Annotated in this window: 17 protein-coding genes and 1 pseudogene; 14 read left to right on the top strand and 4 right to left on the bottom strand. The window is 63.3% G+C overall.

Annotated elements, in window-relative coordinates:
* Positions 1 to 120: 120 nt before the first annotated feature.
* Positions 121 to 303, bottom strand: a complete 183-nt coding sequence (locus tag AC629_RS46560; RefSeq protein WP_168195411.1) for a hypothetical protein — start codon at positions 301 to 303, stop codon at positions 121 to 123.
* A gap of 259 nt (positions 304 to 562) precedes the next feature.
* On the opposite strand from AC629_RS46560, the gene AC629_RS49750 reads away from it, so the two are divergent.
* Both AC629_RS49750 and AC629_RS06750 read left to right on the top strand, forming a co-directional pair.
* The gene (locus tag AC629_RS49750; protein ID WP_283845785.1) at positions 563 to 691 is read left to right on the top strand and encodes a hypothetical protein; all 129 of its coding nucleotides are present in this window, start codon (positions 563 to 565) and stop codon (positions 689 to 691) included.
* 228 nt (positions 692 to 919) lie between these two features.
* Complete coding sequence (locus tag AC629_RS06750; RefSeq protein ID WP_084803954.1) at positions 920 to 4,885, top strand: AfsR/SARP family transcriptional regulator; 3,966 nt, start codon at positions 920 to 922, stop codon at positions 4,883 to 4,885.
* A 142-nt stretch (positions 4,886 to 5,027) separates the two neighbouring features.
* On the opposite strand, the gene AC629_RS06745 is transcribed toward AC629_RS06750, so the two are convergent.
* On the bottom strand, positions 5,028 to 5,315 hold the full coding sequence (locus tag AC629_RS06745) for a hypothetical protein (RefSeq protein ID WP_084803953.1): 288 nt from the start codon (positions 5,313 to 5,315) through the stop codon (positions 5,028 to 5,030).
* An 811-nt stretch (positions 5,316 to 6,126) separates the two neighbouring features.
* Between AC629_RS06745 and AC629_RS06740 the strand changes: the two genes are divergently transcribed.
* Genes AC629_RS06740 through AC629_RS06715 form a run of 6 tightly spaced genes read left to right on the top strand, consistent with a single transcriptional unit; the run spans position 6,127 to position 12,581 of the window.
* Positions 6,127 to 6,999: a branched-chain amino acid ABC transporter permease gene (locus tag AC629_RS06740; RefSeq protein ID WP_074117004.1), complete on the top strand. Its 873-nt coding sequence runs from the start codon at positions 6,127 to 6,129 to the stop codon at positions 6,997 to 6,999.
* Between the two features lie 3 nt (positions 7,000 to 7,002).
* Positions 7,003 to 8,145: a branched-chain amino acid ABC transporter permease gene (locus AC629_RS06735; protein ID WP_084803952.1), complete on the top strand. Its 1,143-nt coding sequence runs from the start codon at positions 7,003 to 7,005 to the stop codon at positions 8,143 to 8,145.
* On the top strand, positions 8,142 to 8,900 hold the full coding sequence (locus tag AC629_RS06730) for an ABC transporter ATP-binding protein (RefSeq protein ID WP_084803951.1): 759 nt from the start codon (positions 8,142 to 8,144) through the stop codon (positions 8,898 to 8,900). Before AC629_RS06735 ends, AC629_RS06730 begins: the two co-directional genes overlap by 4 nt.
* Positions 8,901 to 8,902: 2 nt before the next feature.
* Positions 8,903 to 9,655 carry an ABC transporter ATP-binding protein gene (locus AC629_RS06725; protein WP_084803950.1) on the top strand — a complete coding sequence of 251 codons (753 nt, stop codon included), beginning with the start codon at positions 8,903 to 8,905 and terminating at the stop codon, positions 9,653 to 9,655.
* Positions 9,639 to 11,348 (top strand): AMP-binding protein, encoded by a 1,710-nt coding sequence (locus tag AC629_RS06720; protein WP_084803949.1) that lies wholly within the window; start codon positions 9,639 to 9,641, stop codon positions 11,346 to 11,348. The genes AC629_RS06725 and AC629_RS06720 overlap by 17 nt, the downstream gene beginning before the upstream one ends.
* A gap of 27 nt (positions 11,349 to 11,375) precedes the next feature.
* A complete protein-coding gene (locus AC629_RS06715; RefSeq protein WP_074117609.1) occupies positions 11,376 to 12,581 on the top strand; it encodes an ABC transporter substrate-binding protein in 1,206 nt (401 codons plus the stop codon).
* Positions 12,582 to 13,066: 485 nt separating this feature from the next.
* On the opposite strand, the gene AC629_RS06710 is transcribed toward AC629_RS06715, so the two are convergent.
* Positions 13,067 to 13,810 (bottom strand): SDR family NAD(P)-dependent oxidoreductase, encoded by a 744-nt coding sequence (locus AC629_RS06710; RefSeq protein ID WP_084803948.1) that lies wholly within the window; start codon positions 13,808 to 13,810, stop codon positions 13,067 to 13,069.
* Positions 13,811 to 13,950: 140 nt separating this feature from the next.
* On the opposite strand from AC629_RS06710, the gene AC629_RS06705 reads away from it, so the two are divergent.
* The 4 genes and pseudogenes from AC629_RS06705 (at position 13,951) to AC629_RS50095 (ending at position 18,067) form a co-directional block, all read left to right on the top strand.
* Positions 13,951 to 14,721: a methyltransferase domain-containing protein gene (locus tag AC629_RS06705; protein WP_084803947.1), complete on the top strand. Its 771-nt coding sequence runs from the start codon at positions 13,951 to 13,953 to the stop codon at positions 14,719 to 14,721.
* Positions 14,722 to 14,910: 189 nt separating this feature from the next.
* Positions 14,911 to 15,936: a DctP family TRAP transporter solute-binding subunit gene (locus AC629_RS06700; RefSeq protein WP_084803946.1), complete on the top strand. Its 1,026-nt coding sequence runs from the start codon at positions 14,911 to 14,913 to the stop codon at positions 15,934 to 15,936.
* 238 nt (positions 15,937 to 16,174) lie between these two features.
* Positions 16,175 to 16,546, top strand: a pseudogene (locus AC629_RS50100) (TRAP transporter small permease); the annotation flags it as partial.
* A 237-nt stretch (positions 16,547 to 16,783) separates the two neighbouring features.
* Positions 16,784 to 18,067 carry a TRAP transporter large permease gene (locus tag AC629_RS50095; RefSeq protein WP_349531092.1) on the top strand — a complete coding sequence of 428 codons (1,284 nt, stop codon included), beginning with the start codon at positions 16,784 to 16,786 and terminating at the stop codon, positions 18,065 to 18,067.
* Between the two features lie 246 nt (positions 18,068 to 18,313).
* Here the strand turns inward: AC629_RS50095 and AC629_RS49745 are convergent, their stop codons facing one another.
* On the bottom strand, positions 18,314 to 18,448 hold the full coding sequence (locus AC629_RS49745) for a hypothetical protein (protein ID WP_283845776.1): 135 nt from the start codon (positions 18,446 to 18,448) through the stop codon (positions 18,314 to 18,316).
* Positions 18,449 to 18,603: 155 nt separating this feature from the next.
* Between AC629_RS49745 and AC629_RS06690 the strand changes: the two genes are divergently transcribed.
* Positions 18,604 to 20,424, top strand: a complete 1,821-nt coding sequence (locus AC629_RS06690) for a flavin-containing monooxygenase (RefSeq protein ID WP_084803944.1) — start codon at positions 18,604 to 18,606, stop codon at positions 20,422 to 20,424.
* A gap of 47 nt (positions 20,425 to 20,471) precedes the next feature.
* A complete protein-coding gene (locus AC629_RS06685) occupies positions 20,472 to 22,400 on the top strand; it encodes an alkyl/aryl-sulfatase (protein ID WP_084803943.1) in 1,929 nt (642 codons plus the stop codon).
* Positions 22,401 to 22,410 lie beyond the last annotated feature (10 nt).

Raw genomic sequence — 22,410 nt, 5'->3', positions numbered from 1 at the left:
CGAAGGCCGCGAGCGCTATCAACACAGCGCATAACAGAACGATGAAGAATCCGGGACGCCATCGCCTGGACTCCGCTTGCGCTTCGGAAGTCTCGAGGTGGCGCGCGATCGCCCGCTGAGTCATCTGAAGGTTTGCGCGAGATTTTTCGTCGCGGGCTGCGGACTATCGGCACGCCGCGCATTGCGATCGGCGGCTCTGTTGATCAAGCGCGCATAGCGCTTGATCACTATCTCGGCCTGTTGCTGACGACGCTCTTCCAACGCAGCCAGCAGACGAAACAGGAAGTTGCGGTGATCTCCCATGGGCGAGTCTCCTTTTCGCTAGACGGCTACAGCTTGTTTCTTGATCTCGACGTGCCGCGCCTGATTGCGCCGCCGCCCCTTGCGTGCAGGGAGCATGCGCGGGCAGTCGGACGCGTCTGCCATCTTGGAAGGCCTGCGCCTCGACCTGGTGAGCGGCCGGATTCGCCATGCGTATTGGCGAGCGGACTGCGGAACCTGTGCCGGCAGTTGTAGAGGTGAGCTGCCACAGACGGAAAATGTTCAGAGGCAGCAGGAGCGCATGAAGACAAATGACGGGATCTGCTCCGGCGAGCACACCATAGGCAAGAAAGGCGACGTTGCTCAGAATGGCAACAAGTCGCAGAAGACGCATGTCGGTCGCGAGAAAAGTGCTCAGGACCAAGCCTGATGCGAGATAACCGACGAGCTCGGTACCCATTTTGGCCTCCGACGTGCGCCGGGCTTACCTCAAGAGGAGCGCGCCCCGGCATTTGCTTGCACGATGTGAATTAGGCTGCCGCCGTCATCACCCGCGCCGTCCGAGCGTTACAGAGGCGTTATTTTTCTTTGGAGCGCCGTGAAAAGTGTAAGATGTGGCGCCGGGAGGGTGCTACCTGGAGATCCCGGTGGGGTATTGATGGCCGAAGCGACGTCCCCAAGATTTTGTATTTCGCTGCTGGGGCGTTTGGAGCTGACCGGGCCGGAGGGCCTTGTCGACCTGCCAAGCAAGAAGCTTGCTGGACTGCTGGCCTATCTGGCCTGCACCGCCCCCCGGCCGCAGCCACGCGACAGGCTGGCAAGCCTGCTGTGGGGCTCCCATTTCGATACGCAGGCCAAGCAGAACCTGCGCCAGGCGCTTTTCCGGTTGCGCAAATTGCTCGGCGAGGACGCTCTTGCGAGCGACGGCGAGCTCGTATCACTGAACGGGGCGGTGGTTCATTGCGATGTTGGCCGGTTCGAGGCCCTGATCCGTGAGGGCAGCCGGGATGCGTTGAGCGCGGCAGCGGACCTCTACAGGGGGCCCCTCGTCGACGATGTTGCGGTCAGCGAGGAGGGCTGGTGCGAATGGCTGACCGCCGAGCGCGAGAGGTTGCTGCAGCTTGCCCTTGGCGCCATGGTGGGGCTCGGCGAGCAGGAGTTGGCAGCTGGCCGCGCCGAGCACGCCCTGAGGGCTGGCCAGCGCGCCGTCGCGCTCAACAACATACGTGAGGATGCGCATCGGCTGATCGTTCGTGCTCTCGCCGCAGAGGGGCGCAAGGCCGAGGCTCTCAAGCACTACCAAGCCCTCGTTACGCTGCTCAAACAGGAGCTGAGTGCGGCGCCCGATGCGGTGACCAGGTCGCTTGTGGCCGAGCTGCGCAGCGCCCAGCCGCCTGTCAAGGAGGCCGCCGAGCGCGGGCTCGACAGCAATGGCAGTACGAAGGATGCGTTGAACACTGGAAGGCCCGCGGCCCGGGCCGATGAGTCGTCATCGGTCCTGCCGGCCGGCTCGGCCGACCCCGAGCGGCGGCAGCTCACGATCATGGCCTGCACGATCGTCGGCTCGCCCGACGCTGCAAGCCCTGATCCGGAAGATTTGCGCAACCGGATCGGTGCGTTCCGCAAAGCCGTCGCCGATGTCGCTGCGCGATTTGACGGATTTGTCGCCCAATATCTGATCGACGGCGTGCTCGTCTATTTCGGCTATCCCACAGCTCATGAGCATGACGCCGAACGAGCCGTGCGCGCGGGCCTCGCCCTTATGGACGCCGTCGGCGCGCTGAAGGGCGACGTGCCCCTTCAAGCAAGCGCTGGCATTGCCAGCGGCCTGGTGGTCGTCGGCGAGCAGGCGGCGACCGCGGGCACCCGGCAGCATATTGCGGTCGGTGAAGCGCCAAACCTGGCAGCGCAGCTGCAGGCCGTCGCGGCGCCGGGCGGCGTCGTCATTGCCGCCAGCACGCGCCGGCTCGTGGGGCGGATGTTCGACTTCCATGCGCTGGGTGCGAACGAGCGCAAGAGACTGCCGCCATCGGTAGAGGCCTGGCAGGTGCGTGGTGAGACACCCGGCATCAGCCGGTTCGAGGCGCGGCGCGCTGGCGTGCTGTCCTCGCTTGTTGGCCGCTGGGAGGAGATGGAACGGCTGATGCTGCGCTGGGACCAGGCCAAGGCGGGCGAAGGCCAGGTCGTGCTGCTCTCCGGCGAGCCTGGGATCGGCAAGTCGCGTATTGCCGAGAGCCTGTTGATGAAGCTCGAGGGCGACCCCCAGGTGATCCGTTATTTCTGCTCGCCCCACCATACGCACAGCCCGCTTTACCCGATCATGACGCGGCTGGAGCGAGCGGCCAGCTTCGAGCCAGGCAGCAGCGCCAGTGCGAAGCTCGACAAGCTGGAGGCTTTGCTCAAGCCGATCGCGACGAACTTTTCCCGAGACGTGGCGCTCATCGCCGAGCTGTTGGGGGTGCCGGCCGACGAGCGCTACCCGCCCGCGACGGCAAGCCCGCAGCAGAAGCGGGAGATGACGCTTGCAGCGCTTCTCGACCAGCTCGATCGCGCGGCGGCGGAAAAGCCCATCCTGATCGTGTTCGAGGACGTTCACTGGATTGATCCGACATCACTGGACCTGCTCGATCGAATGGTCGCTCGGATCGCCAATCTGCCGGTCATGCTGGTCGTAACGTTCCGGCCGGAGTTTCAGCCGGCCTCGATCGGCGAGCCGCACGTGACGATGCTGCCGTTGAGCCGGCTTGGCCGTCGCGATAGCGCCGGCATCATCGATGGCGTCACCAAAGGCAGGACGCTGCCCGAGACGGTCGTCGAGCAGGTGCTTGCCCGCGCCGACGGCGTGCCGCTGTTTATCGAGGAGCTGATCAGCACATTGCTCGAGAGCGGCCTGCTGCGCGAAGATAGCGATCGTTATGTTCTTGATCGCGCGCTGCCGCCGCTGGCAATCCCGACGACGCTCCACGCGTCGCTGCTTGCGCGACTCGATCGCTTGGGGTCGGCGCGGCTGGTGGCGCAAATCGGTTCGGCGATCGGACGCGAGTTTCCCTACACATTGCTGCACGCCGTCTCTCGTCTCCCCGAGGACGAACTACAAGACGCTCTCGCTCACCTGGTGGCCTCCGAGCTTGTTGTCCGACGCGGCACTCCGCTCGACGCTGTCTATACCTTCAAGCATGCGCTGGTGCGGGACGCGGCTTACGGCACGCTTCTGCGCAACTCTCGCCAGCAACTGCATGGGCAGATCGCGGAGGCGATCGGACGGCTGCGTCCGGAGGCGGCAGAGCGCGAGCCCGAGCTTCTGGCCTGGCACTGCACCTGGGCGGGCCAGGCCGGACCGGCCGTTGGGCATTGGCGGCGGGCGGGCGAGCAGAGCATTGCACGCTATGCCAACCGCGAGGCCATCGGCCATTTTGAGCGGGCGCTTGAGCAGCTTGGGATGCTGGCACCGGGCGAGGAGAGGGATCGGCTGGAAGCTGACCTGCGGCTGGCCCAGGCGGTGCCTATCATTGCGGTCCATGGTTACGGGGCGCAGGCGGTGGAGCTTTGTGCGTCGCGTGCCAAGGAACTGGGACAGCACCTTCCCGGCTGGGCGGGGCAATTTGCCGTGCGCCGCCTGGCCTGGAATTCTCATATGTTACGCCATCCGATGCCGAGGACGATCTCGCTCGCCCGTGATCTGCTCTCCTTCGCCGAACGGAGTGACGATCCGGTGCAGACCGCGATTGCCTGCCGGGCACTTGGCTTCTCTCTTCTTTTTGCCGGCGAACTGGTTGAGGCCAATCCACTTTTGGCGCGAGGCGCGATCCACGCCGATGGCGTGGCAGCGACCGACTTTGCTGCCTACGGTGAGAACCCGAGCATTCTCTGCCGCCTTGGCGGGGGATGGGTCAGCAGCCTGATGGGCTCCCGGGACACGGCACTGCGCATGATTGGTGAGGGGCTCGCCCGGGCTCGTGCCAGCGGTAATCCCCATCCCATCTCCTGGGCGTTGGGTATCTTGGCCTTAGTCCACAAGCTGAGGGGCGACGCTCCCTCAACAAAGCGGGCTGCGGCGGAAGCGGTCGAGGTCGCCGGGGAGCATAACTTGCCACAGTGGCGAGGTTTCGCAGAGCTATGGCTCGGCTGGGCGCTGGGCAGGCTCGGCGAGAGAGAAGAAGGTTTGGCGCTGCTCCAAGTGGCGCAGCGCCGCCTGCGTGACACAGGGGCAGTTCTGTTCACGGTCATGAGCAACTGGGTGCTTGCCGAGGCCGGCGTGCTGGCCGGCAGACCGGAGACGGCTCTTGAGCATCTCGCGGCGGCGCAGGAGCACGCTGAGCGCTTCGACGAAGGCTTCATGCTGGCCGAGATCCACCGGCTGCACGCCACTGCTCTTTGTGCGCTGAACGCGCCGGCATCCGAACGCGAAGGGCGGCTCCGCCGTGCCCTGGGCATCGCCCAGCGGCAGGGAGCAAGAACGTGGGAGCTGCGCGCGGCCATGGACTTGGCTCGGCTGTGGCGCGACCAGGGCAAGCGGGAAACGGCCAGAGATCTTCTGGTCCCTGTCTACGGCCGGTTCACCGAGGGCTTCGACACGTTGGACGTGAAGCAGGCCAAAGCTTTGCTCGACGAACTGGCGTTATGACCAATGTCTGTTCATGGCCCCCGCAACTGACATTGCGTCAGCTTCGGTCATTGACCGCTGTTACCCCAAGGCCGACTTTGAACGAGAGCAGAAGGTGCACTCTTTAGTTCTGTTTAGTTCTGCGCAGCCGAGGCTTCGCCCGTTACTTGATTTTAGCCAGGCACGCCTGCAGCTTCTCTAGCTCCGAGCGAACCTGCGAATCCAGAACGCTTTGTAGTGCGGCCATGCCTCTGCTGGAAAACTCCGCAGAAGCCTTTTTATCCAGATTTTGCTGCCAATCCCGGATTGCCACTTTCGTGGCCCTTTGGGCTGTCGACACTGCCTTAGCGTACGTCTGTATGCAGGCGTCAGCCTCGGAGCACGATTTGCACTCTTGAGCGGCGACCGGGCTTGAAACAAGCAGCACCAGCGTCGCGATAAGGACCTTCATCGATTTTCCTCCCTGAGTTTGGAAGGTCCCGGTAGCGGACTGCTCCGGGAGTCAGCCAAGATGACACGGTGACAAGTTGGGCACGCCAATTGGTTCGAAAGTGCAAATGCCCTAAGCGGCGCCACACCTTAATCGTTCTAGACGGCGCTGCGTCAAAAAAAACCGCTTCCCTCAATCCAAGCTCGTAGGCGGGTCGCTCAATCAAAGCTTGTACAACTGGCATAACTCTCTGGGAATTTTGTCTTAGGAAATTTTGCCGCAATCGTGGCACGACGTGGGATGACTCGAATTTGTCGATGGTTGTGGTTGCCGAGTGACAGTGGACAGCAATGTTGACCAATGCAGCATCTTGGACTCCCAGGACTGCCGTACGGTTCTTCTGACTCGCCGATTGCATCTATCCAATGTTCGACCTGGGTCTGGGCGTCCCAGGTGCGAATTTCTTTCCGAGTCATGACGCATCTGACAGCGATGGGCGAGCAAGAAACCGCGCCACGATGTGCCGCCCGGAATCTCCCGATACGCATTACGACTGAGACAGCGCGATCGCGCTGCGGCGAAGCGAGGCCAACCACCCATAGTTGTTTGTGTTGGAGGCCGGTACTGATAGCGAAGCTCGAAGTTCGCAGCAGTCGCACGCGAGCAGCCGCTGTCCGCAAGTCTTGTGGCAAGGCGCTAGACGAGACGATTGAGCGCGGTCTTACGTCTCATTCGATGGTCGCAGCGTCGAATTAATTAGCTGCTTGACTAACACCATCGACCACTCTCTTATCCAAAAAAACATCAGGCGCAGCGCGCCGCTGGGACGGAAATGCTGGACTTCACGCAGCAATTGATTAGCGGCGTCGCCCTCGGGTGCGTCTATGGGCTGATCGCTCTCGGGTTCGTCTTGATCTACAAGGCGACCGAGGTGGTGAACTTTGCGCAGGGCGAGATCATGATGCTCGGCGCCTTCATGTCGGTCACCTTCATCACGACGCTCGGGCTGAACTACTGGCTATCGTTCCTGTTGTGCGTGATCGCAATGGCGATCCTCGGCGCGATCATGGAGCGGCTCGTGCTCCGCCCCATCCTCGGCTATCCGCAATTCTCGATCGTGATGGCGACGATCGGCCTCGGGCTCGTCATTCGCGCGCTCGTCGGCATCATCTGGGGCACCGACGACTTACGGATCGAGACCCCCTTCACCGACGGCGTGTTCAAGATCGGCGCGCTGGTTATTGCATGGGACGCGCTCTCGATCATCGTCGCGACGATACTGCTTTGCGCGGCGCTCTACGCGTTCTTCCGCTTTACGCGGGTCGGCATTGCGATGCAGGCAACCTCGCAGAACATGCTCGCGGCCTACTACATGGGCATTCCGGTCAAGCGGATGTTCTCGCTGATCTGGAGCCTCTCCGCCATGGTCGCGTGCGCCGCCGGGATCCTGCTGGCGCCGATCACGCTGATCCACGCCAATCTCGGCTTTCTCGGCATCAAGGCGTTTCCGGCGGCCGTCCTCGGCGGCTTCGGCTCGATCCCCGGCGCGGTGGCCGGCGGCATCACGATCGGCATCGTCGAGTCGCTGTCCGGCTTCTATCTGCCGGAAGGTTTCAAGGACGTCGCGGCCTATGTCGTCCTGCTCGCGGTGCTGCTGTGGAAGCCACAGGGCCTGTTTGGCCTCAACGCCGTCAAGAAGGTGTAAGGCATGGCCCATCATGTCCGCACCGATTACGGCGATAGCGATCCGCTGTTTCCGTCAAAGGCTGCAGTCTTCTGGTACGCCGTCCTGATCGCGGGCCTGATCGCCGCGCCTTACCTGCTGGAATCCTATTATCTGAGCCAGCTGGTCTTCATCATGATCTACGCCATCGTCGGCGTGGCGCTGAACATCCTGTCCGGCCAGGCCGGACAGGTCTCGATCGGTCACGCCGCATTCCTCGCGATCGGCGCCTATTTCACCGCCGTTGCCCAGAAGCATGGTCTTCCGCTGGTGCTCTATCTCCCGCTCGCCGGTGTCTTCACCGGGATCGCCGGCTACCTCGTCGGCCTGCCGGCGCTGCGCCTGCACGGGATCTATCTCGCCATCGCGACGCTCGCTTTTGCCTTCATCGTCGAGGAGATCATCGCGCGGTGGGAGAGTGTCACCAATGGCAACGAAGGCCTGATGCTTCCGCCGCCGTCCTTGTTCGGGTTGAAGCTCGGCACGGAAGGCTTCTATTACCTCTGCCTGCTCGTCACCGTGCTGGTGGTGCTCGCCGCCATCAACATCATCCGGTCCTCGACCGGGCGCTCCTTCATGGCGATCCGGAACTCCGAGACCGCCGCGCGCAGCATGGGCATCGACACCGCCCGCTACAAGACCACCGCCTTCGCGCTGTCCGCAGGCATTACCGGAATCGCGGGTTCGCTCTATGCGCACAAGATGTCGTTTATCTCGCCCGAGATGTTCAGCCTGTCGGTCTCGATCGATTTCGTCATGATCATCATCATCGGCGGACTTGTGAGCCTGAGGGGCGCCGTGTTCGGCGCAATCTTCATGATCATGGCCGATCCGCTGCTCATCATCCTCAAGGACAAGCTGCCGCTGTGGGCCGACGTGGTGACGCACGGCCTGTACCTGCCTGATACCGTGACCCAGGCCGTTCAGGCCGGTGTGTCGCGCGTGGTCAACGCGCCGGGCCTGAAGTCGCTGATCTTCGGCATTATCATCATCGTCTTCATCATTTATGAGCCGCTGGGCCTCGACGGCCGCTGGCAGCGCGTGAAAGCCTATTCCAAGCAGTTCCCGCTGGCGCGCCAACGCAGCGCCCGTCCACCCCGCATGTTCCTGAAATCCGAGCGACGATGACCTTCTTCGACGTCAAGAACCTGACGGTGAAGTTCGGCGGCCTTACGGCCGTGGACAATGTCTCGTTCGGCATCAACGAGGGCGAGGTCTTCACCATCATCGGGCCGAACGGTGCGGGCAAGACCACGCTATTCAATCTCATCAGCCGGCTCTACACGCCGAGCGCGGGCCAGATCATCTTCCGCGACGAGGACGTCACGCGGCTCTCGGCCCAGCAGATTGCCGGGCGCGGCATCGCGCGCACGTTCCAGAACATCGAATTGTTCGAGAGCGCGTCCACCCTGCAGAACCTTCTGGTCGGCCGCCACCGGCATTCGACCACGCGCGCCTGGCAGGACATCCTGCGCACCAAGAAGGTCCGCGAGGAGGAGGTCGCGCATCGGCGCGCGGCCGAGGAGGTCATGGACGTGCTGCGGCTGCAAAGATACCGCGACACCACGATCGGCAATCTTCCCTACGGTGTCCGCAAGGTGATCGAGGTCGCGCGCGCGCTTTGCGTCGGACCGACGCTGCTGCTGCTCGATGAACCCTCGTCCGGCCTCAACGTCGACGAAACCAATGCGATGGCGGAGTGGATCCTGGAGATCAACCGTCGTCTGCGTGTCACGGTCCTGATGGTCGAGCACGACATGTCGCTGGTCAGCCGCGTCTCCGACCGCGTGCTTGCGCTGAACTACGGGAAGATGATGGCGCTCGGAACTGCCGCCGAGGTTCAGGGCCATCCCGACGTCATCGCAGCCTATCTCGGGGCATGACGATGGGCGCGCAACCGATCCTCCGTCTCGCCAATGTCGAGAGCACCTACGGCCCGATCACCGCGATCCGCGGCATCAGCCTCGACCTGATGCAGGGGCAGATCGTCACCGTGCTCGGCGCCAACGGTGCCGGCAAGACCAGCATTCTCAAGACCATTTCCGGTGTGCTCGATCCAGTGAAGGGCACTGTCGAGTTCGAGGGACGGAAAATCCGCTCGATGGAGCCCGACAAGGTCGTTCGGCTCGGCATCAGCCATGTACCGGAAGGGCGCGAGGTGTTTCCGTTTCTCTCCGTCCGCGACAATCTGCGGATGGGCGCCTACATCCGCAACGACAGCAAGGCCGTCGCCAGCGATCTGGAAAAGGTGTTCGACTATTTTCCGGTGCTGCGCGAACGGCAGAACCAGATCGCAGGCCAGCTCTCCGGCGGCCAGCAGCAGATGCTGGCGATCAGCCGGGCCCTGATGAGCCGTCCGAAGGTGCTGCTGCTCGACGAGCCGTCCCTCGGGCTCTCGCCGCTCCTGGTGAAGGAGATCTTTACGATCATCCGCCGCCTCAACGCGGAGGAGGGCGTCTCGATCCTGCTGGTCGAGCAGAACGCGAAGATGGCGCTGGAGACGGCGCACTACGGCTATGTGCTCGAGGTCGGCCGCGTGGTGATGCACGATACCTGCGCAAACCTGCTGCAGTCCGATCAGGTCCGGGAATTCTATCTTGGTATGCACAGTGAAGGTGGTCATGGCGGGCGGCGCTGAAACCGAGGCACTCTCGGCACGTCTTACCGCCGCCCTCGCGGCGCATGGTGGCGCGACGGTGATGCGCTCGAAGCGCTACGGGCTCTGGCAGCCGCTCAGCGGAACGGAGACCGCGACACGCATCGCTGCGATCGCGCGCGGCTTGCGCGCCGTCGGCCTGCAGGACAAGGACGTCGCGGCCATCTGCGGCGACACCTGCGCGGATTGGGTGCTCGCCGATCTCGGCATCATGGCTGCCGGCGGGGTCTCGACCGGTCTCGACGCCGATGCCGATGGCGACGAGCTGGCGCGTCTGGTCAATCTCTTCGAGGTCACCGTTCTCTTCGTCGCCGGCGATGCGCATCTGCATCGGGCGCTCGGCATCCGCGATCGCTGCCCGAAGTTGCGGCTGATCGTCGTCATGCACGAGCAATGGGACGACGGCGCGCGCGTGGATCACGTGATGACCCTGGCGGAGCTGCAGGCCCGTGGCGCAGGCGCCGAGCCTCTTGCTGCACCTGCCGACGCTGCGATCGCCGCGATCGTGATGACGTCGGGCGTCACGGCGCCGGCGCGCGGCGCCTTGCTCACGCAAGCCGCGCTCGGCCGGCAGGCCGCGCGCACCGCCCGCGAGCTTCAATTGAGCCCGAACGACGAGCGCCTGTCGTTGACGCCGCTGCATCATGTGATGGAGCGGGTGGTCGGCGTTTACGCCTCGCTGCTGGCGGGGTGCATCCTCAATTTCCCTGAAAGCCGCGAGACCGCGCTCAGCGATCTCAGGGAGTTGCAGCCGACCGTCGTGCAGGCGCCGCCGCGCCTGTGGGCGAAGCTGAAGTCCGGCGTCGAACTCGCCGCAGCTGAGGCGACCGCCTTTCAGCGCCGCATGATCGGGATGGCCTTGAAGCCCGGAGACGACGGGCCGAATCCGCTTCTGGATGCCCTGATACTGGCGCCGGTCCGCAACCGCATCGGTCTGTCGCGGGCGCGCCTGTGCATCACCACCGGAGCGCCGGCGCGCTCCGATGTCGGGGCCTGGTTCGCGGCGATCCGGCGGCCGCTCACCGATGCCTATGGTCATGCCGAGTCCGGCGGGGCCGTGACTCTCGCCGCCCACCGCGGCGCGTTCAGAGCGCTCGATGGCGTGAAGCTGGAGACGCTTGCGTCCGGCGAAATCCGGCTGCGGTCTGATACGCTGTTCGTCGGTTATGCCGGCGAGACTTCGAACGCAATTCGAGACGGCTGGTGGCATAGCGGCGATGTCGTCCATGCCGACGCAGCCGGAGAGGCGCATCCCGCCGGCCGTGTCGCGGATCTGCTCGACCGTGACGGCGGCGCCGGATCGCTTAAGAGCGAAGCCGATCTCGTGAAATCGCCCTACGTCGCCGATGCCTTCCTGCATCGCGACGCCCGGGGGCAGGTGATTGCCGCGGTCCTGATGGACCCCGATCCCGTGATCAAGTTTGCGCAGGACAACAGCATCCCGTTCACGCACTTCCTCAGCCTTTGCCGCTCGCAGGACATCCGCGCACTGATCGGCCGGGTGATTGCGGAGACCAACACGCGTGCGCCCGTAAGGATCGACGACTTCATCCTGATCGAGCGCTCGCTCGGTCCCGGTGATCCTGAAATTAGCGCCATGCTCGTGCTGCGGCGCCGGCTGCTGCATCCCGAAAACCGTTCCTTTGAAGAAAGCGCCATTTCAGAGAGCGCATAACCAGAGCCTCAGGGAGGATTACCTGTCATGACGTCACGTTTTCTTTTGTCAGCCGCGATCGTCGCGCTCACGGGACTGGCGGCGCAGCCCGCGCTCGCACAGTTCAAGACGCAAGGCGTCACCGACACGGAGATCGTGATCGGCACGCACATGGACCTCTCCGGGCCGATCAAGTCGTGGGGCGTTCCCGCCTCGTCAGGCATGAAGCTCGCGGTCGAGCAGATCAACGCCGCCGGCGGCATCAACGGCCGCAAGATCAAGCTGATTCTGGAGGACGACAGCTACGATCCGAAGAAGGCCGTGCTGCAGACGCAAAAGCTGATCGAGCTCGACAAGGCCTTCTCGATCGTATCGGCGATGGGCTCCGCGACCACGCTGGCTCCGATGCCGCTGGTGCAGGGCGCCGGCCTGACGCACCTGTTCCCGATCACGGCTGCCGAGTTCACCTTCAAGATGGATCCGGCCAAGCCCGAGGACAGGCTGAAGTTCAACATCTTCAGCCCGTACTACGACACGATGCGCCTCGGCATCAAATACGTGATCGAGCACAACGGCATCAAGAAGCCCTGCATCGTCTATCAGGACGACGAGATGGGGAAGAACTTTACCGACGCCTATTCCGACCAGCTCAAGGACCTGAAGATGCCGGAGGCCACGCGCGTGTCGTTCAAGCGCGGTGCGACCGACTTCAACTCGCAGGTCGCGCGCATGAAGGCCGATGGCTGCGATCTTGTGGCGCTGGGGTCCGTTGTCCGTGAGTCCGTCGGCATCGTCACGGCTGCCAAGAAGCTCGGCTGGGCGCCGACCTTCGTGGTATCGTCACCGAGCTACGTGCCTGACCTGCACGAGCTCGGCAAGGATGCGGCCGAAGGCATCTATGGCGTCGGCCAGACCGAGATTTTCTATCCGGACACCGCGACGGGCAAGGTGAAGGAATTCATTGAAGCCTATCGCAAGATGTTCGGCGTCGATCCCAATTTGCAGTCGACCTCGGGATATGACGGCGCCATGGCGTTTGCGTTCTACGCCGGCCTTGCCGGCAAGAACCTGACCACGGAATCGCTGATCGCCGCGATGGAGTCGGGCAAGGTCTTCGAAGACATCTTCGGCGGCGCGCCGGTGTCCTTCTCCAAGGACAACCATCTCGGCGTCTCCGCGGCGACCATCGGCCAGATCAAGAACGGCCGCTGGGTGACGATCGCAAAGAACCAGTCCTACAAGACCGAAAAATAGACTGCTGATGACCACGACGGTGCCTGAAGACGTCAGGCATCGTCGATCGGATCCTAAGGGCCATGCCTAGGCCGTAGGATGGGTAGAGCACTTGCGAAACCCATCACGTTTCACGGTATGCTGTCGATGGGTTTCGCTGCGCTCTACCCATCCTACGGAGTACGAAGACTAAATCGAGCTGCAAACTAAGGCTCGTGTCCCGGACGCGGTGCGGCACGAAGTGACGCGCCGCAGAGCCGGGACCCAGAAACGCTTGGCGACGCCATTCAAATATACAATTTAAGTCGCGAGCTTCGACGCTGGTTGCATGGGCATGAGCTGAATTCCTTGGCGGCATGACTGGGTCCCGGCTCTGCGGAGCAGCACTTCGTGCTGCATCGCGTCCGGGACATGAGAGATGTGCGGGAAATAAAAAGGCGCGGCCACCAACCGCGCCTTCGCTATTACTACGCCGCGCCCGCCTCTACGCGTAGCCCCACGACGCCTTAGAACTGATACCGCCGCAGCCCGCCGTCCACCGGGATCACCGTGCCCGTGATGTACCGCGCCACGGGCGAGGACAGGAACACGGCGAGCGCCGCGAGGTCCTCCGGCTCGCCCCAATAGCCGACCGGAATTTCCTCTTCCGCAAAACGCTCGCGATAATCCGGCGGATAGTTGCGGCGGATCTGCTCGCTCATGATGCGGCCGGGCGGGATGCAATTGATGGTGATGCCGTGCTCGCCGATCTCGCGCGACAGGCCCTTGGCCCAGGCGTGCACGGCGGCCTTGGCGGCGAACGCGGCGTTCAGCCCTTCGGGCTCGGACTTGCCGGTGATGTTGACGATGCGACCCCATTTGCGCGCGATCATCTGCGGCAGCAGCGCATGCGCGATGCGGCGGTAGCTGGTGAAATTCAGCGCGATCGCCTCGTCCCATTTGCTGTCGGGCGCATCGACCGGCAGCGGGCGGCTGCCGCCGGCGTTGTTGATGAGAATGTCGACATGGCCGAGCTCCTTCAGCGCAAAGGCCGCGATCCTCTCGGCTGCGTCCTTGGCCATCACGTCCTGCTCGAGCGGCGTGATCAGCCCGCCACCGACCTCCTTCACCAGCTCGGCGAGCAGGTCGGTGCGCCGCGCCACGCCGACGACGCGCACGCCTTCGGCCGCAAGACCCTTGGCGATGGCGCGGCCGATGCCGATGCTCGCCCCCGTGACAACAGCGGTTTTCGATTTGAGCCCGAGGTCCATGGTCACACGCTCTCTTGTTTCTTTTGATTGCGGTTCGTTTCCAGCCCTGTCCCGGGTGCGGCGATTTGCCCGACCCGGAGGAGCAGTGGTAACGAAGAGGCACCGCGAAGGAAACACGAAAAAAGAAAAGGCGTTGGGCGATGGTATGGGATCCGCAGCAATATCTGAAATTCTCCGGCCACCGGCTCCGGCCGGCCGTCGACCTGTTGATGCGGATTCCGGATTTTGGCCCGCGCGCGATCGCTGATCTCGGCGCCGGCGCCGGCAATGTCACGAAGCTGATCAAGGAGCGTTGGCCGGATGCGACCGTGACCGGCGTCGAGGGCTCGTCAGAGATGGTTGCTGCGGGGCGGAAGGCGGCGCCCGACGTGGAATGGTCACATGAGGACCTCGGCCAATGGCGCCCGGCGAAGCAATATGATGTGGTCTATTCCAATGCCGCACTGCACTGGCTGCCCAATCACGCGACACTGTTTCCGTCGGTCATGGAGAGGGTGACGCCCGGCGGCATGCTTGCAGTGCAGATGCCGCGCAACTTTACCGCGCCTTCGCATGTGCTGATTGCCGAGATCGCGCTGAACGGTCCGTGGCGGTCCAAGGTCGAGCATCTCGTCACCCCGCCGCCGGTGGAGGGACCGGCGTTCTATCACGATCTGCTTGCCCCGCTTTCCCAGAACATCGACATCTGGGAGACCGAATATCTCCAGGTGCTCGAAGGCGAGAACCCCGTGAAGGAATGGACCAAGGGGACCTGGCTGACGCGCTATCTCGACATCCTGCAGGGCGACGAGAAGGCCGCTTTTGAAGCGGCCTACGGCGAGCGGGTGGCAAAAGCCTATCCGAAGAATGCTGCGGGGCAGACGCTGTTCCCGTTCCGGCGGCTCTTCATGGTCGCCCGGCGCAAGGCCTGATTGCACTGCCGCAATGCGATATGAACGCTCGCTCCCAGGACCGGGTGCCGGAATGCATCTACAAGCCATCAAGATAGCTTGGCTGCGGCAAATTGGGCTTAGGTCTAGTTGTTCGGGGTGCGGATTGCTGCCACTACTGAAACCGTAAAACAAAAAGACCGGTTTTCGAGGTTGTTGGGGAGGTACTGCATGCGCAAACTGCTTCTCGCGGTCGCCGTGGCCGCGCTCAGCTTGATTCCTGTCTTGGCCCTTGTCTTGGCCCCCGCCGTTGCCCAGGCCCAGAGCCCGATCGTCATCAAGTTCAGCCACGTCGTCGCCAACGACACCCCGAAGGGGAAGGGCGCACTGAAGTTCAAGGAACTCGCCGAGAAGTACACCAACGGCAAGGTCCAGATCGAAGTCTATCCGAACTCCTCGCTCTACAAGGACAAGGAGGAGATCGAGGCGCTTCAGCTCGGTTCGGTGCAGATGCTCGCGCCCTCGACCGCGAAATTCGCCCCGCTCGGCGTGAAGGAGTTCGAGGCGCTCGATCTGCCCTGGCTGTTCAAGGACGAAGAGACCTATTCCAACGCGATGAAGGGTAAGATCGGCAAGTGGCTGTTCCAGAAGCTCGAACCCAAGGGCATCACCGGGCTGGCCTATTGGGACAACGGCTTCCACATGGTCTCCGCGAACCGCCCGCTGATCAAGCCGGAGGATTTCAAGGGCCTGAAATTCCGCATCTCCGGATCGAAGATCGCCGACCAGTATTTCCGCCTTCTCGGCTCGATCCCGCAGATCATGGCGTTCTCTGAAGTCTACCAGGCGCTGCAGACCGGCGTGGTCGACGGCTGCGAGAACACCGCGTCCAACTATCTGACGCAGAAGTTCTACGAGGTGCAGAAGGACATCACCGTGTCCTATCACGCGCATCTGCAATATGCTGTTATCGTCAACTCGAAATTCTGGTCGGGCCTGCCGCCGGATATCCGCACCCAGCTCGAGAAGGCGATGGCGGATGCGACCGAGTACACCAACTCGATCGCGCGCCAGGAGAACGACGACGCGCTCGCCGAGATCAAGAAGACGGGCAGGACCACGCTGCATTACCTCAGCGACGCCGATCGCAAGGCCTGGCAGGAAGCGATGCAGCCGACTTATAAATGGGCAAAGAGCCGAGTCGGGCAGGAGGTGCTCGATCTCGTCGCCAAGGAACTCGACGTCAAGATGAACTGACGCGTTTTCCGGGAGAACAAATACGAACGGTCGGGAGTGTGTGCACTCCCGGCCGTTTCGCATCGATAGGGGGGACTTTGATTTGCTTCGCGTGCTCAACCAGGCGCTCAATCATCTCGAAGAGTGGTTGATCGCAACGCTCATTGCGGCTGCAACCGGCCTGATCTTCATCGCCGTGGTGCACCGCTATGGCGCGGGAGAGTCGATCGCCCTCTCGAGATGGGCGGCCGCGCACGGGATGACCTGGCTCGCGACGCTGTCGATGGCGGTGTTCACCTTCCTGTCCGAGCTCGACCTTTCATGGGCGCAGGAACTCTGCATCTACATGTTCATCTGGATGGCGAAGTTCGGCGCGGCTTATGGCGTGCGCACCGGCATCCATGTCGGCGTCGACCTGCTCGTCAACCGCCTGCCTGAACATTCGCGCAAGCACGTGATCCTGTTTTCGCTGCTGTGCGGCGCGCTATTCACCGGCATGATTGCCGCCTTCGGCGCGTCCTTCGTGCGCGAGATGTTCCACACGGGGCAGCAGTCCAACGATTTGGAAGCGCCGATGTGGTTCGTCTATCTGGCGATCCCGCTCGGCTCCGGCCTGATGTGCTTCCGCTTCCTCCAGGTCTCGTGGTCCTATTACTGGACCGGCGAGCTGCCGCATCACGACGAGGCCCATGTCGAGGGCGTGGAGGCCGACAGCTCGCCCGCGCTGCATCCCCAGCCCGCCGGCGCCGCAACCAAGGCCGCCGTGCAAAAGGTCTCGCCGCTCGGCGTGATCCTGATCATGGCGCCGATCCTGATCTTCATGCTCTGCCTTGCCGAGAAGACCGGCTTCATCGTGCTGCCGCACTGGATGCGCGCGGCGACGGTGTTCGCGCTGCTGATCGCGCTGATGCTGACCGGCATCCCGGTCTCGATCGCGCTCGGCCTCACCGTGATGACGTTCCTGTTCACGCTGACCACGGTGCCGATCGAAGCGGTCTCGATGAAGCTCTTCACGGGCATCGAGGGCTTCGAGATCATGGCGATCCCGTTCTTCATCCTCGCCGGCAATTTCCTCACTCACGGCGGCGTCGCGCGGCGCATGATCAATTTCGCGACGTCGCTGATCGGCCACTGGCATGGCGGCCTCGGCCTTGCCGGCATCGTCGCCTGCGCGATGTTCGCGCTGGTCTGCGGCTCGAGCGTTGCGACCGTCGCCGCGATCGGCGCCATCGTGCTGCCCGAAATGGTCCGCCACGGCTATCCGATGCGCTTCGGCGCCGGCATCATCACGGTTGCGGGCTCGCTCGGCATCCTGATGCTGCCCTCGATCCCGAAGATCGTTTACGCGGTCTCGACCAATACCTCGATCGGGGCGCTATTCGTCGCAGGCCTCGTGCCCGGCATCCTGCTGACGACGATGCTCTGCATCGTCACCTGGTGGCTCGCACGTAAACGCGACTATCCGCGACTGCCGAAGGCGAGCTGGGGCGAGACCGTCCGGACCTTCCGCGAGAGCATCTGGGGATTGATGCTGGTCGTCATCATCATCGGCGGCATCTACAGCGGCCTGTTCACCGCCACCGAGGCGGCCGCGATGGCCGCGGTCTACTCCTTCATCATCGCTGTGTTCGTCTACAAGGCGATCAAGTTTGCGGACGTGCCGCGGGTGCTGCTGCGCGCCGCCAACACCAGCGCGATGCTGCTCTACATCGTCACCAACGCAGTGCTGTTCTCCTTCGTGCTCTCCAACGAGAACCTGCCGGCGACGCTCGCCGACTGGATCGCGGCGCAGAATCTCGGCTGGGTCGGCTTCCTGCTCCTCGTGAACGTGCTGCTGCTGCTCGCCGGCAACTTCATGGAGCCGAACTCGATCATCTTGATCATGGCGCCGATCCTGGCGCCCGCGGCCAAGAAGCTCGGCATCGACCTCGTGCATTTCGGCATCGTGATGGACGTCAACATGGAGGTCGGCCTCTGCCATCCACCTGTCGGCTTGAACCTCTATGTCGCGTCCATGATAGCGCGAATGCGGATCACCGATCTGGCGGGAGCCGTGATGCCGTGGCTGCTCACCATGCTCGGCTTCCTCGTCATCGTGACCTATTGGCCCGACCTGACGCTGTGGCTGCCAAGGGTGCTGGGGATGCATTAGTGATTGGGATGCGCGCGCCTGTGCGCTGCACGTTTGCCTAACGCGTGGTCAAGCCGCCCGTTCAGATGCTGTCGCCGCGCGGCTGCAGGGGCTCGCGGCCGGCAAGGATCTCCTGTCCGGATGCGGCACTTTACCGGGCCAAGGAAAGGCGCGACGGCTATGTTTTTGCCCGCGAGCTGCGTACGCCGGGTGTGGCCACGCCGTCGGGCCAGCCCGTTACCGAAGGGCTCGTCGCGCAAGGCCAAGTCATTGGCCGGCCATGCCGCTCGTCTTCACAATCGCCGCCAGCTTGTCGTAGCCGCTCTTCATCATCCTCGCGAGTTCGCCGGGCACCATCGGCACGCCCAGATTGTCAGTGACCGCGAGCTTCTTCCAGCCCATGCCTTCCTCCTGGCTCGGCATATTTTTATGGACGGATGGCACTTCGTGCCGCGACGGACACAACGGACCGGTTGGAACCCGGGTTAAGATGCGGTTAGATGCGGCCAACAGCGACAACGAAGGGCGCGACAGACGTCCAGAAAGGCCTTTCCCCTATGACGATGGCGGATCAATCCCGGGTCCCGCAGGCTGCTCCGATCGACAAGGCGTGGCTGCGCAACAAGTACCGTGAGGAGCGCGACAAGCGCCTGCGGCCCGATGGCAACGACCAGTACATCCAGATCAAGGGGCAGCTCGCTCATTATCTGGACGATCCCTATACGCTCGTCACGCCGCGCGCGCCGAAGACCGATCACGTCACCTTTGCCTTTGTCGGCGGCGGCTTTGCGGGGCTCGCGACCGCGGCGCGGCTCAAGGAAGCCGGTATCGAAGATGTTCGCGTGATTGAGAAGGGCGGAGATTTCGGTGGCACCTGGTACTGGAATCGCTATCCGGGTGCGCAGTGCGACACGGCGTCCATGGTGTACATGCCGTTGCTCGAAGAGACCGGCCACATGCCATCGGAGAAGTATGCGCACGCGCCGGAAATCCTCGCGCACTGCCAGCGAATCGGCAGGCAGTTCGGTCTCTACGACAATGCGCTGCTTCACACGGAGGTCGTGAGCATCGATTGGGACGAGGCCAATTCCCGCTGGCAGATCAGGACCAACCGTGGCGACGACTTTACGGCCCAGTTCGTCGGCATGGGAACGGGACCGCTGCACGTGCCCAAGCTGCCGGGTATCCCCGGCATCGAGTCGTTCAAGGGGCACTCGTTCCACACCAGCCGCTGGGACTACGATTACACGGGCGGCGATCCCACAGGCAGCCCGATGCACAAGCTTGCAGACAAACGCGTCGGCATTGTCGGCACGGGCGCAACTTCCGTTCAGTGCGTGCCGCATCTCGCGCAGGCCTGCAAGGAGCTTTACGTCTTCCAGCGCACGCCCTCGTCGGTCGACGTGCGTGGCAACGCGCCGATTGATCCCGACTGGTTTTCCGGGATCGCGACGACAGGCTGGCAGCAGCGCTGGCTAGAGAATTTCACCGCCAACCAGGCCGGTGGCACTGCCGAAATCGACCTGGTCCAGGACGGTTGGACCGACCTTAACCGGCGCATTCGCGCCAAGATCATCGAGCTGCCCCGCGAGCAACGGACGCCGCAGAACATGCTCGCCGCGTTCGAGGATGCCGACTTCGATAAGATGGAGGAGATCCGCGCGCGGGTCGATGCCATCGTGAATGACCGCGACACCGCGGCGAAGCTGAAAGCCTGGTATCGACAGCTCTGCAAGCGGCCGTGCTTCCACGATTCCTACCTTCAGGCATTCAACAAGCCTGGCGCGCATCTCATCGACACCAACGGCAAGGGCGTCGAGGAGATCACCGAGAACGGGGTAGTCGTGGCGGGCAAGGAATATCAGCTCGACTGCATCATCTATGCCTCCGGCTTCGAGGTCGGCACCGAGTACAAGCGCCGCGCCGGCTTCGACCTGACGGGACGGGGTGGCCTAAAACTGTCGGACTATTGGGCGGAGGGCATGCGCAGCAAGCACGGCGTCCACGTCCACGGATTTCCCAACGCATTCTTTGTGCAGCCGGCCCAGGGCGCCAACCTGATCTCCAACGTCCCGCACAATCTGACCGATTCTGCCCGCACCATCGCGTTGACGGTCAATCACGCGCGCAAGAGCGGCTTTAGAGAGGTCGAGGTGACGAAGGAAGCCGAAGATCGCTGGATTGATCTGCTGCTCACCGGCGTCGGCCGCATGATCGGATCCCCCGATTGCACACCCGGCTATTACAACAACGAGGGACGTGAGCCTGGTCCACAGGCCCGGCTCAACGTCGGCTATCCCGCCGGCCCCAATGCCTATTTCAGATATATCGATGAATGGCGCAGCAGTGGCCAGTTCGAAGGGCTGGCGTTCCGCTGAGTGTATCCAAGAACAAGAACGTCGTTTGACGTCAGGGAGGGAAGAATATGACCGGGACCGCAGAAACGCCGAAGGACGCATCCGCCTCCGTCATCGCCCAGAACAAGGCGGTACTGAACGCGCTGCCGTTCTCCGATACCAGTGATTTCGACGACGCTGCGCGCGGCTTTCTAGGTACGATCGAGAACGCAAGGATCACTAATCCGGGAGGGCGCACGGTCTGGAGCCTTGAGCCTTACGGCTTTTTGTCGGCGGAACCGGCGCCGCCGACCGTCAACCCGAGCCTGTGGCGGCAGTCGCGGCTCAACATGCAGCACGGCCTGTTCGAGGTCGTGCCCGGCGTCTATCAGGTGCGTGGGCTCGATATCGCCAACATGACGCTGATCGAGGGTGACAGCGGCGTCATCGTCGTCGACACCCTGACCTCGATCGAGGGGGCGCGGGCCGCGCTGGATCTCTACTACAGGCATCGCGGACAGCGCCCTGTTGCGGCCGTGATCTTCACCCACACCCACACCGATCATTGGGGCGGTGCGCGGGGCGTGCTGGAGGAGGATGCGCTCGCCACCGGCCGCGTGCCGATCATCGCGCCGAACCTGTTCATGGAGCACGCCGTCTCCGAGAACATCATCGCAGGACCTGCGATGCTGCGCCGGGCGCAGTACCAGTTCGGCCCCTTCCTCGCCAAGGGCGTGCGCGGGCATGTCGATTGCGGCCTCGGCAAATCGATGGCGGCGGGCTCGGTCGCGCTGCTGCGACCGACCGACCTGATCATGGCGACCGGTGACAAGCGCGTAATCGACGGCGTCGAGTTCGAATTCCAGATGGCGCCGAACAGCGAAGCGCCGGCGGAGATGCATTTCTTTATCCCGCGCTACAAGCTGCTGAACCTTGCCGAGAACTGCACGCACAATTTCCACAACCTGCTGCCGTTCCGTGGCGCCGATGTGCGCGACGCGCTGGCCTGGTCAAAGTACCTGGGCGAGGCCTTGCGGCTCTGGGACGGCAAGGCGGAGGCGATGTGCGGCCAGCATCACTGGCCGGTGTGGGGGCGCAAGCGCATCGGCACGATGATCCGGCAGCAGCGTGATCTCTACAAGTTCGCCCATGACCAAACGATCCGCCTGATGAACCACGGCCTCACCGCGGCCGAGATCGCCGAGACGATCCAGTTGCCGAGGAGCCTCGAAGGCGCTTGGCATGGCCGCGGCTATTACGGTCACATCAGACACAATGTGAAGGCGATCTATCAGAAGTATCTCGGCTGGTACGACGCCAATCCGGTCAATCTCGATCCGCTACCGCCGGTGGCTTCCGGCAAGAAGTATGTCGAGTACATGGGTGGCGCCGATGCCATTCTGGCGCGGGCGCGGACGGACTTTGACAAAGGCGAGTTTCGCTTCGTCGCGCAGGCGCTCGGCCATCTCGTCTTCGCCGAGCCGGATAACCAGGCGGCGCGTGCATTGCTGGCTGATACCCTGGAACAGCTAGGCTATGCCGCCGAGAGCTCGACCTGGCGCAACGCCTATCTGTTCGGAGCGCAGGAGTTGCGGCAGGGCATGCCCAAGGCGCCGGCGCGTGCGTCGATGCCGCGCGAAACGCTGGCGGTGCTGCGCACCGAGCAGCTCTGGGACGTGCTCGGCATCCGCCTCAACGGCCCGAAGGCCGAGGGTAAGCACATCGTGCTGAACTGGAGCTTCTCCGACACGAGCGAGACCTTCGTGCTCAACCTGGAGAATTGTGCGCTCACCTACACCGAGGGCGTGCAGGCGGAAGGGGCGGATGCAAGCTTCACGCTCGCGCGCGCGACGCTGGATGAGGTGATCGCGAAACTGACGAGCTTCCCGGAGGCAGTGGCGGCCGGCAAGATCAAGCTCGCCGGCAATCCGCTTCGGCTCGCCGAGCTGATGGGCATGATGGATGAATTCCCGCGCATGTTCGAGATCGTCGAGCCGAAGCGGGCGGTGGTGACGTAAGCTGCTCGTG

The organism is Bradyrhizobium sp. NAS80.1, from assembly GCF_001908205.1.
In the GTDB taxonomy this organism is placed as follows: Bacteria; Pseudomonadota; Alphaproteobacteria; order Rhizobiales; family Xanthobacteraceae; genus Bradyrhizobium.
This window is presented reverse-complemented; position numbering and strand designations above follow the sequence as displayed.

Bases quoted from the DNA above. Each gene is read 5' to 3' on its own strand.
- AC629_RS46560 (WP_168195411.1), bottom strand. From the start codon at position 303: ATGGGAGATCACCGCAACTTCCTGTTTCGTCTGCTGGCTGCGTTGGAA.
- AC629_RS49750 (WP_283845785.1), top strand. From the start codon at position 563: ATGAAGACAAATGACGGGATCTGCTCCGGCGAGCACACCATAGGCAAG.
- AC629_RS06750 (WP_084803954.1), top strand. From the start codon at position 920: ATGGCCGAAGCGACGTCCCCAAGATTTTGTATTTCGCTGCTGGGGCGT.
- AC629_RS06745 (WP_084803953.1), bottom strand. From the start codon at position 5,315: ATGAAGGTCCTTATCGCGACGCTGGTGCTGCTTGTTTCAAGCCCGGTC.
- AC629_RS06740 (WP_074117004.1), top strand. From the start codon at position 6,127: ATGCTGGACTTCACGCAGCAATTGATTAGCGGCGTCGCCCTCGGGTGC.
- AC629_RS06735 (WP_084803952.1), top strand. From the start codon at position 7,003: ATGGCCCATCATGTCCGCACCGATTACGGCGATAGCGATCCGCTGTTT.
- AC629_RS06730 (WP_084803951.1), top strand. From the start codon at position 8,142: ATGACCTTCTTCGACGTCAAGAACCTGACGGTGAAGTTCGGCGGCCTT.
- AC629_RS06725 (WP_084803950.1), top strand. From the start codon at position 8,903: ATGGGCGCGCAACCGATCCTCCGTCTCGCCAATGTCGAGAGCACCTAC.
- AC629_RS06720 (WP_084803949.1), top strand. From the start codon at position 9,639: ATGGCGGGCGGCGCTGAAACCGAGGCACTCTCGGCACGTCTTACCGCC.
- AC629_RS06715 (WP_074117609.1), top strand. From the start codon at position 11,376: ATGACGTCACGTTTTCTTTTGTCAGCCGCGATCGTCGCGCTCACGGGA.
- AC629_RS06710 (WP_084803948.1), bottom strand. From the start codon at position 13,810: ATGGACCTCGGGCTCAAATCGAAAACCGCTGTTGTCACGGGGGCGAGC.
- AC629_RS06705 (WP_084803947.1), top strand. From the start codon at position 13,951: ATGGTATGGGATCCGCAGCAATATCTGAAATTCTCCGGCCACCGGCTC.
- AC629_RS06700 (WP_084803946.1), top strand. From the start codon at position 14,911: ATGCGCAAACTGCTTCTCGCGGTCGCCGTGGCCGCGCTCAGCTTGATT.
- AC629_RS50095 (WP_349531092.1), top strand. From the start codon at position 16,784: ATGCGCGCGGCGACGGTGTTCGCGCTGCTGATCGCGCTGATGCTGACC.
- AC629_RS49745 (WP_283845776.1), bottom strand. From the start codon at position 18,448: ATGGGCTGGAAGAAGCTCGCGGTCACTGACAATCTGGGCGTGCCGATG.
- AC629_RS06690 (WP_084803944.1), top strand. From the start codon at position 18,604: ATGACGATGGCGGATCAATCCCGGGTCCCGCAGGCTGCTCCGATCGAC.
- AC629_RS06685 (WP_084803943.1), top strand. From the start codon at position 20,472: ATGACCGGGACCGCAGAAACGCCGAAGGACGCATCCGCCTCCGTCATC.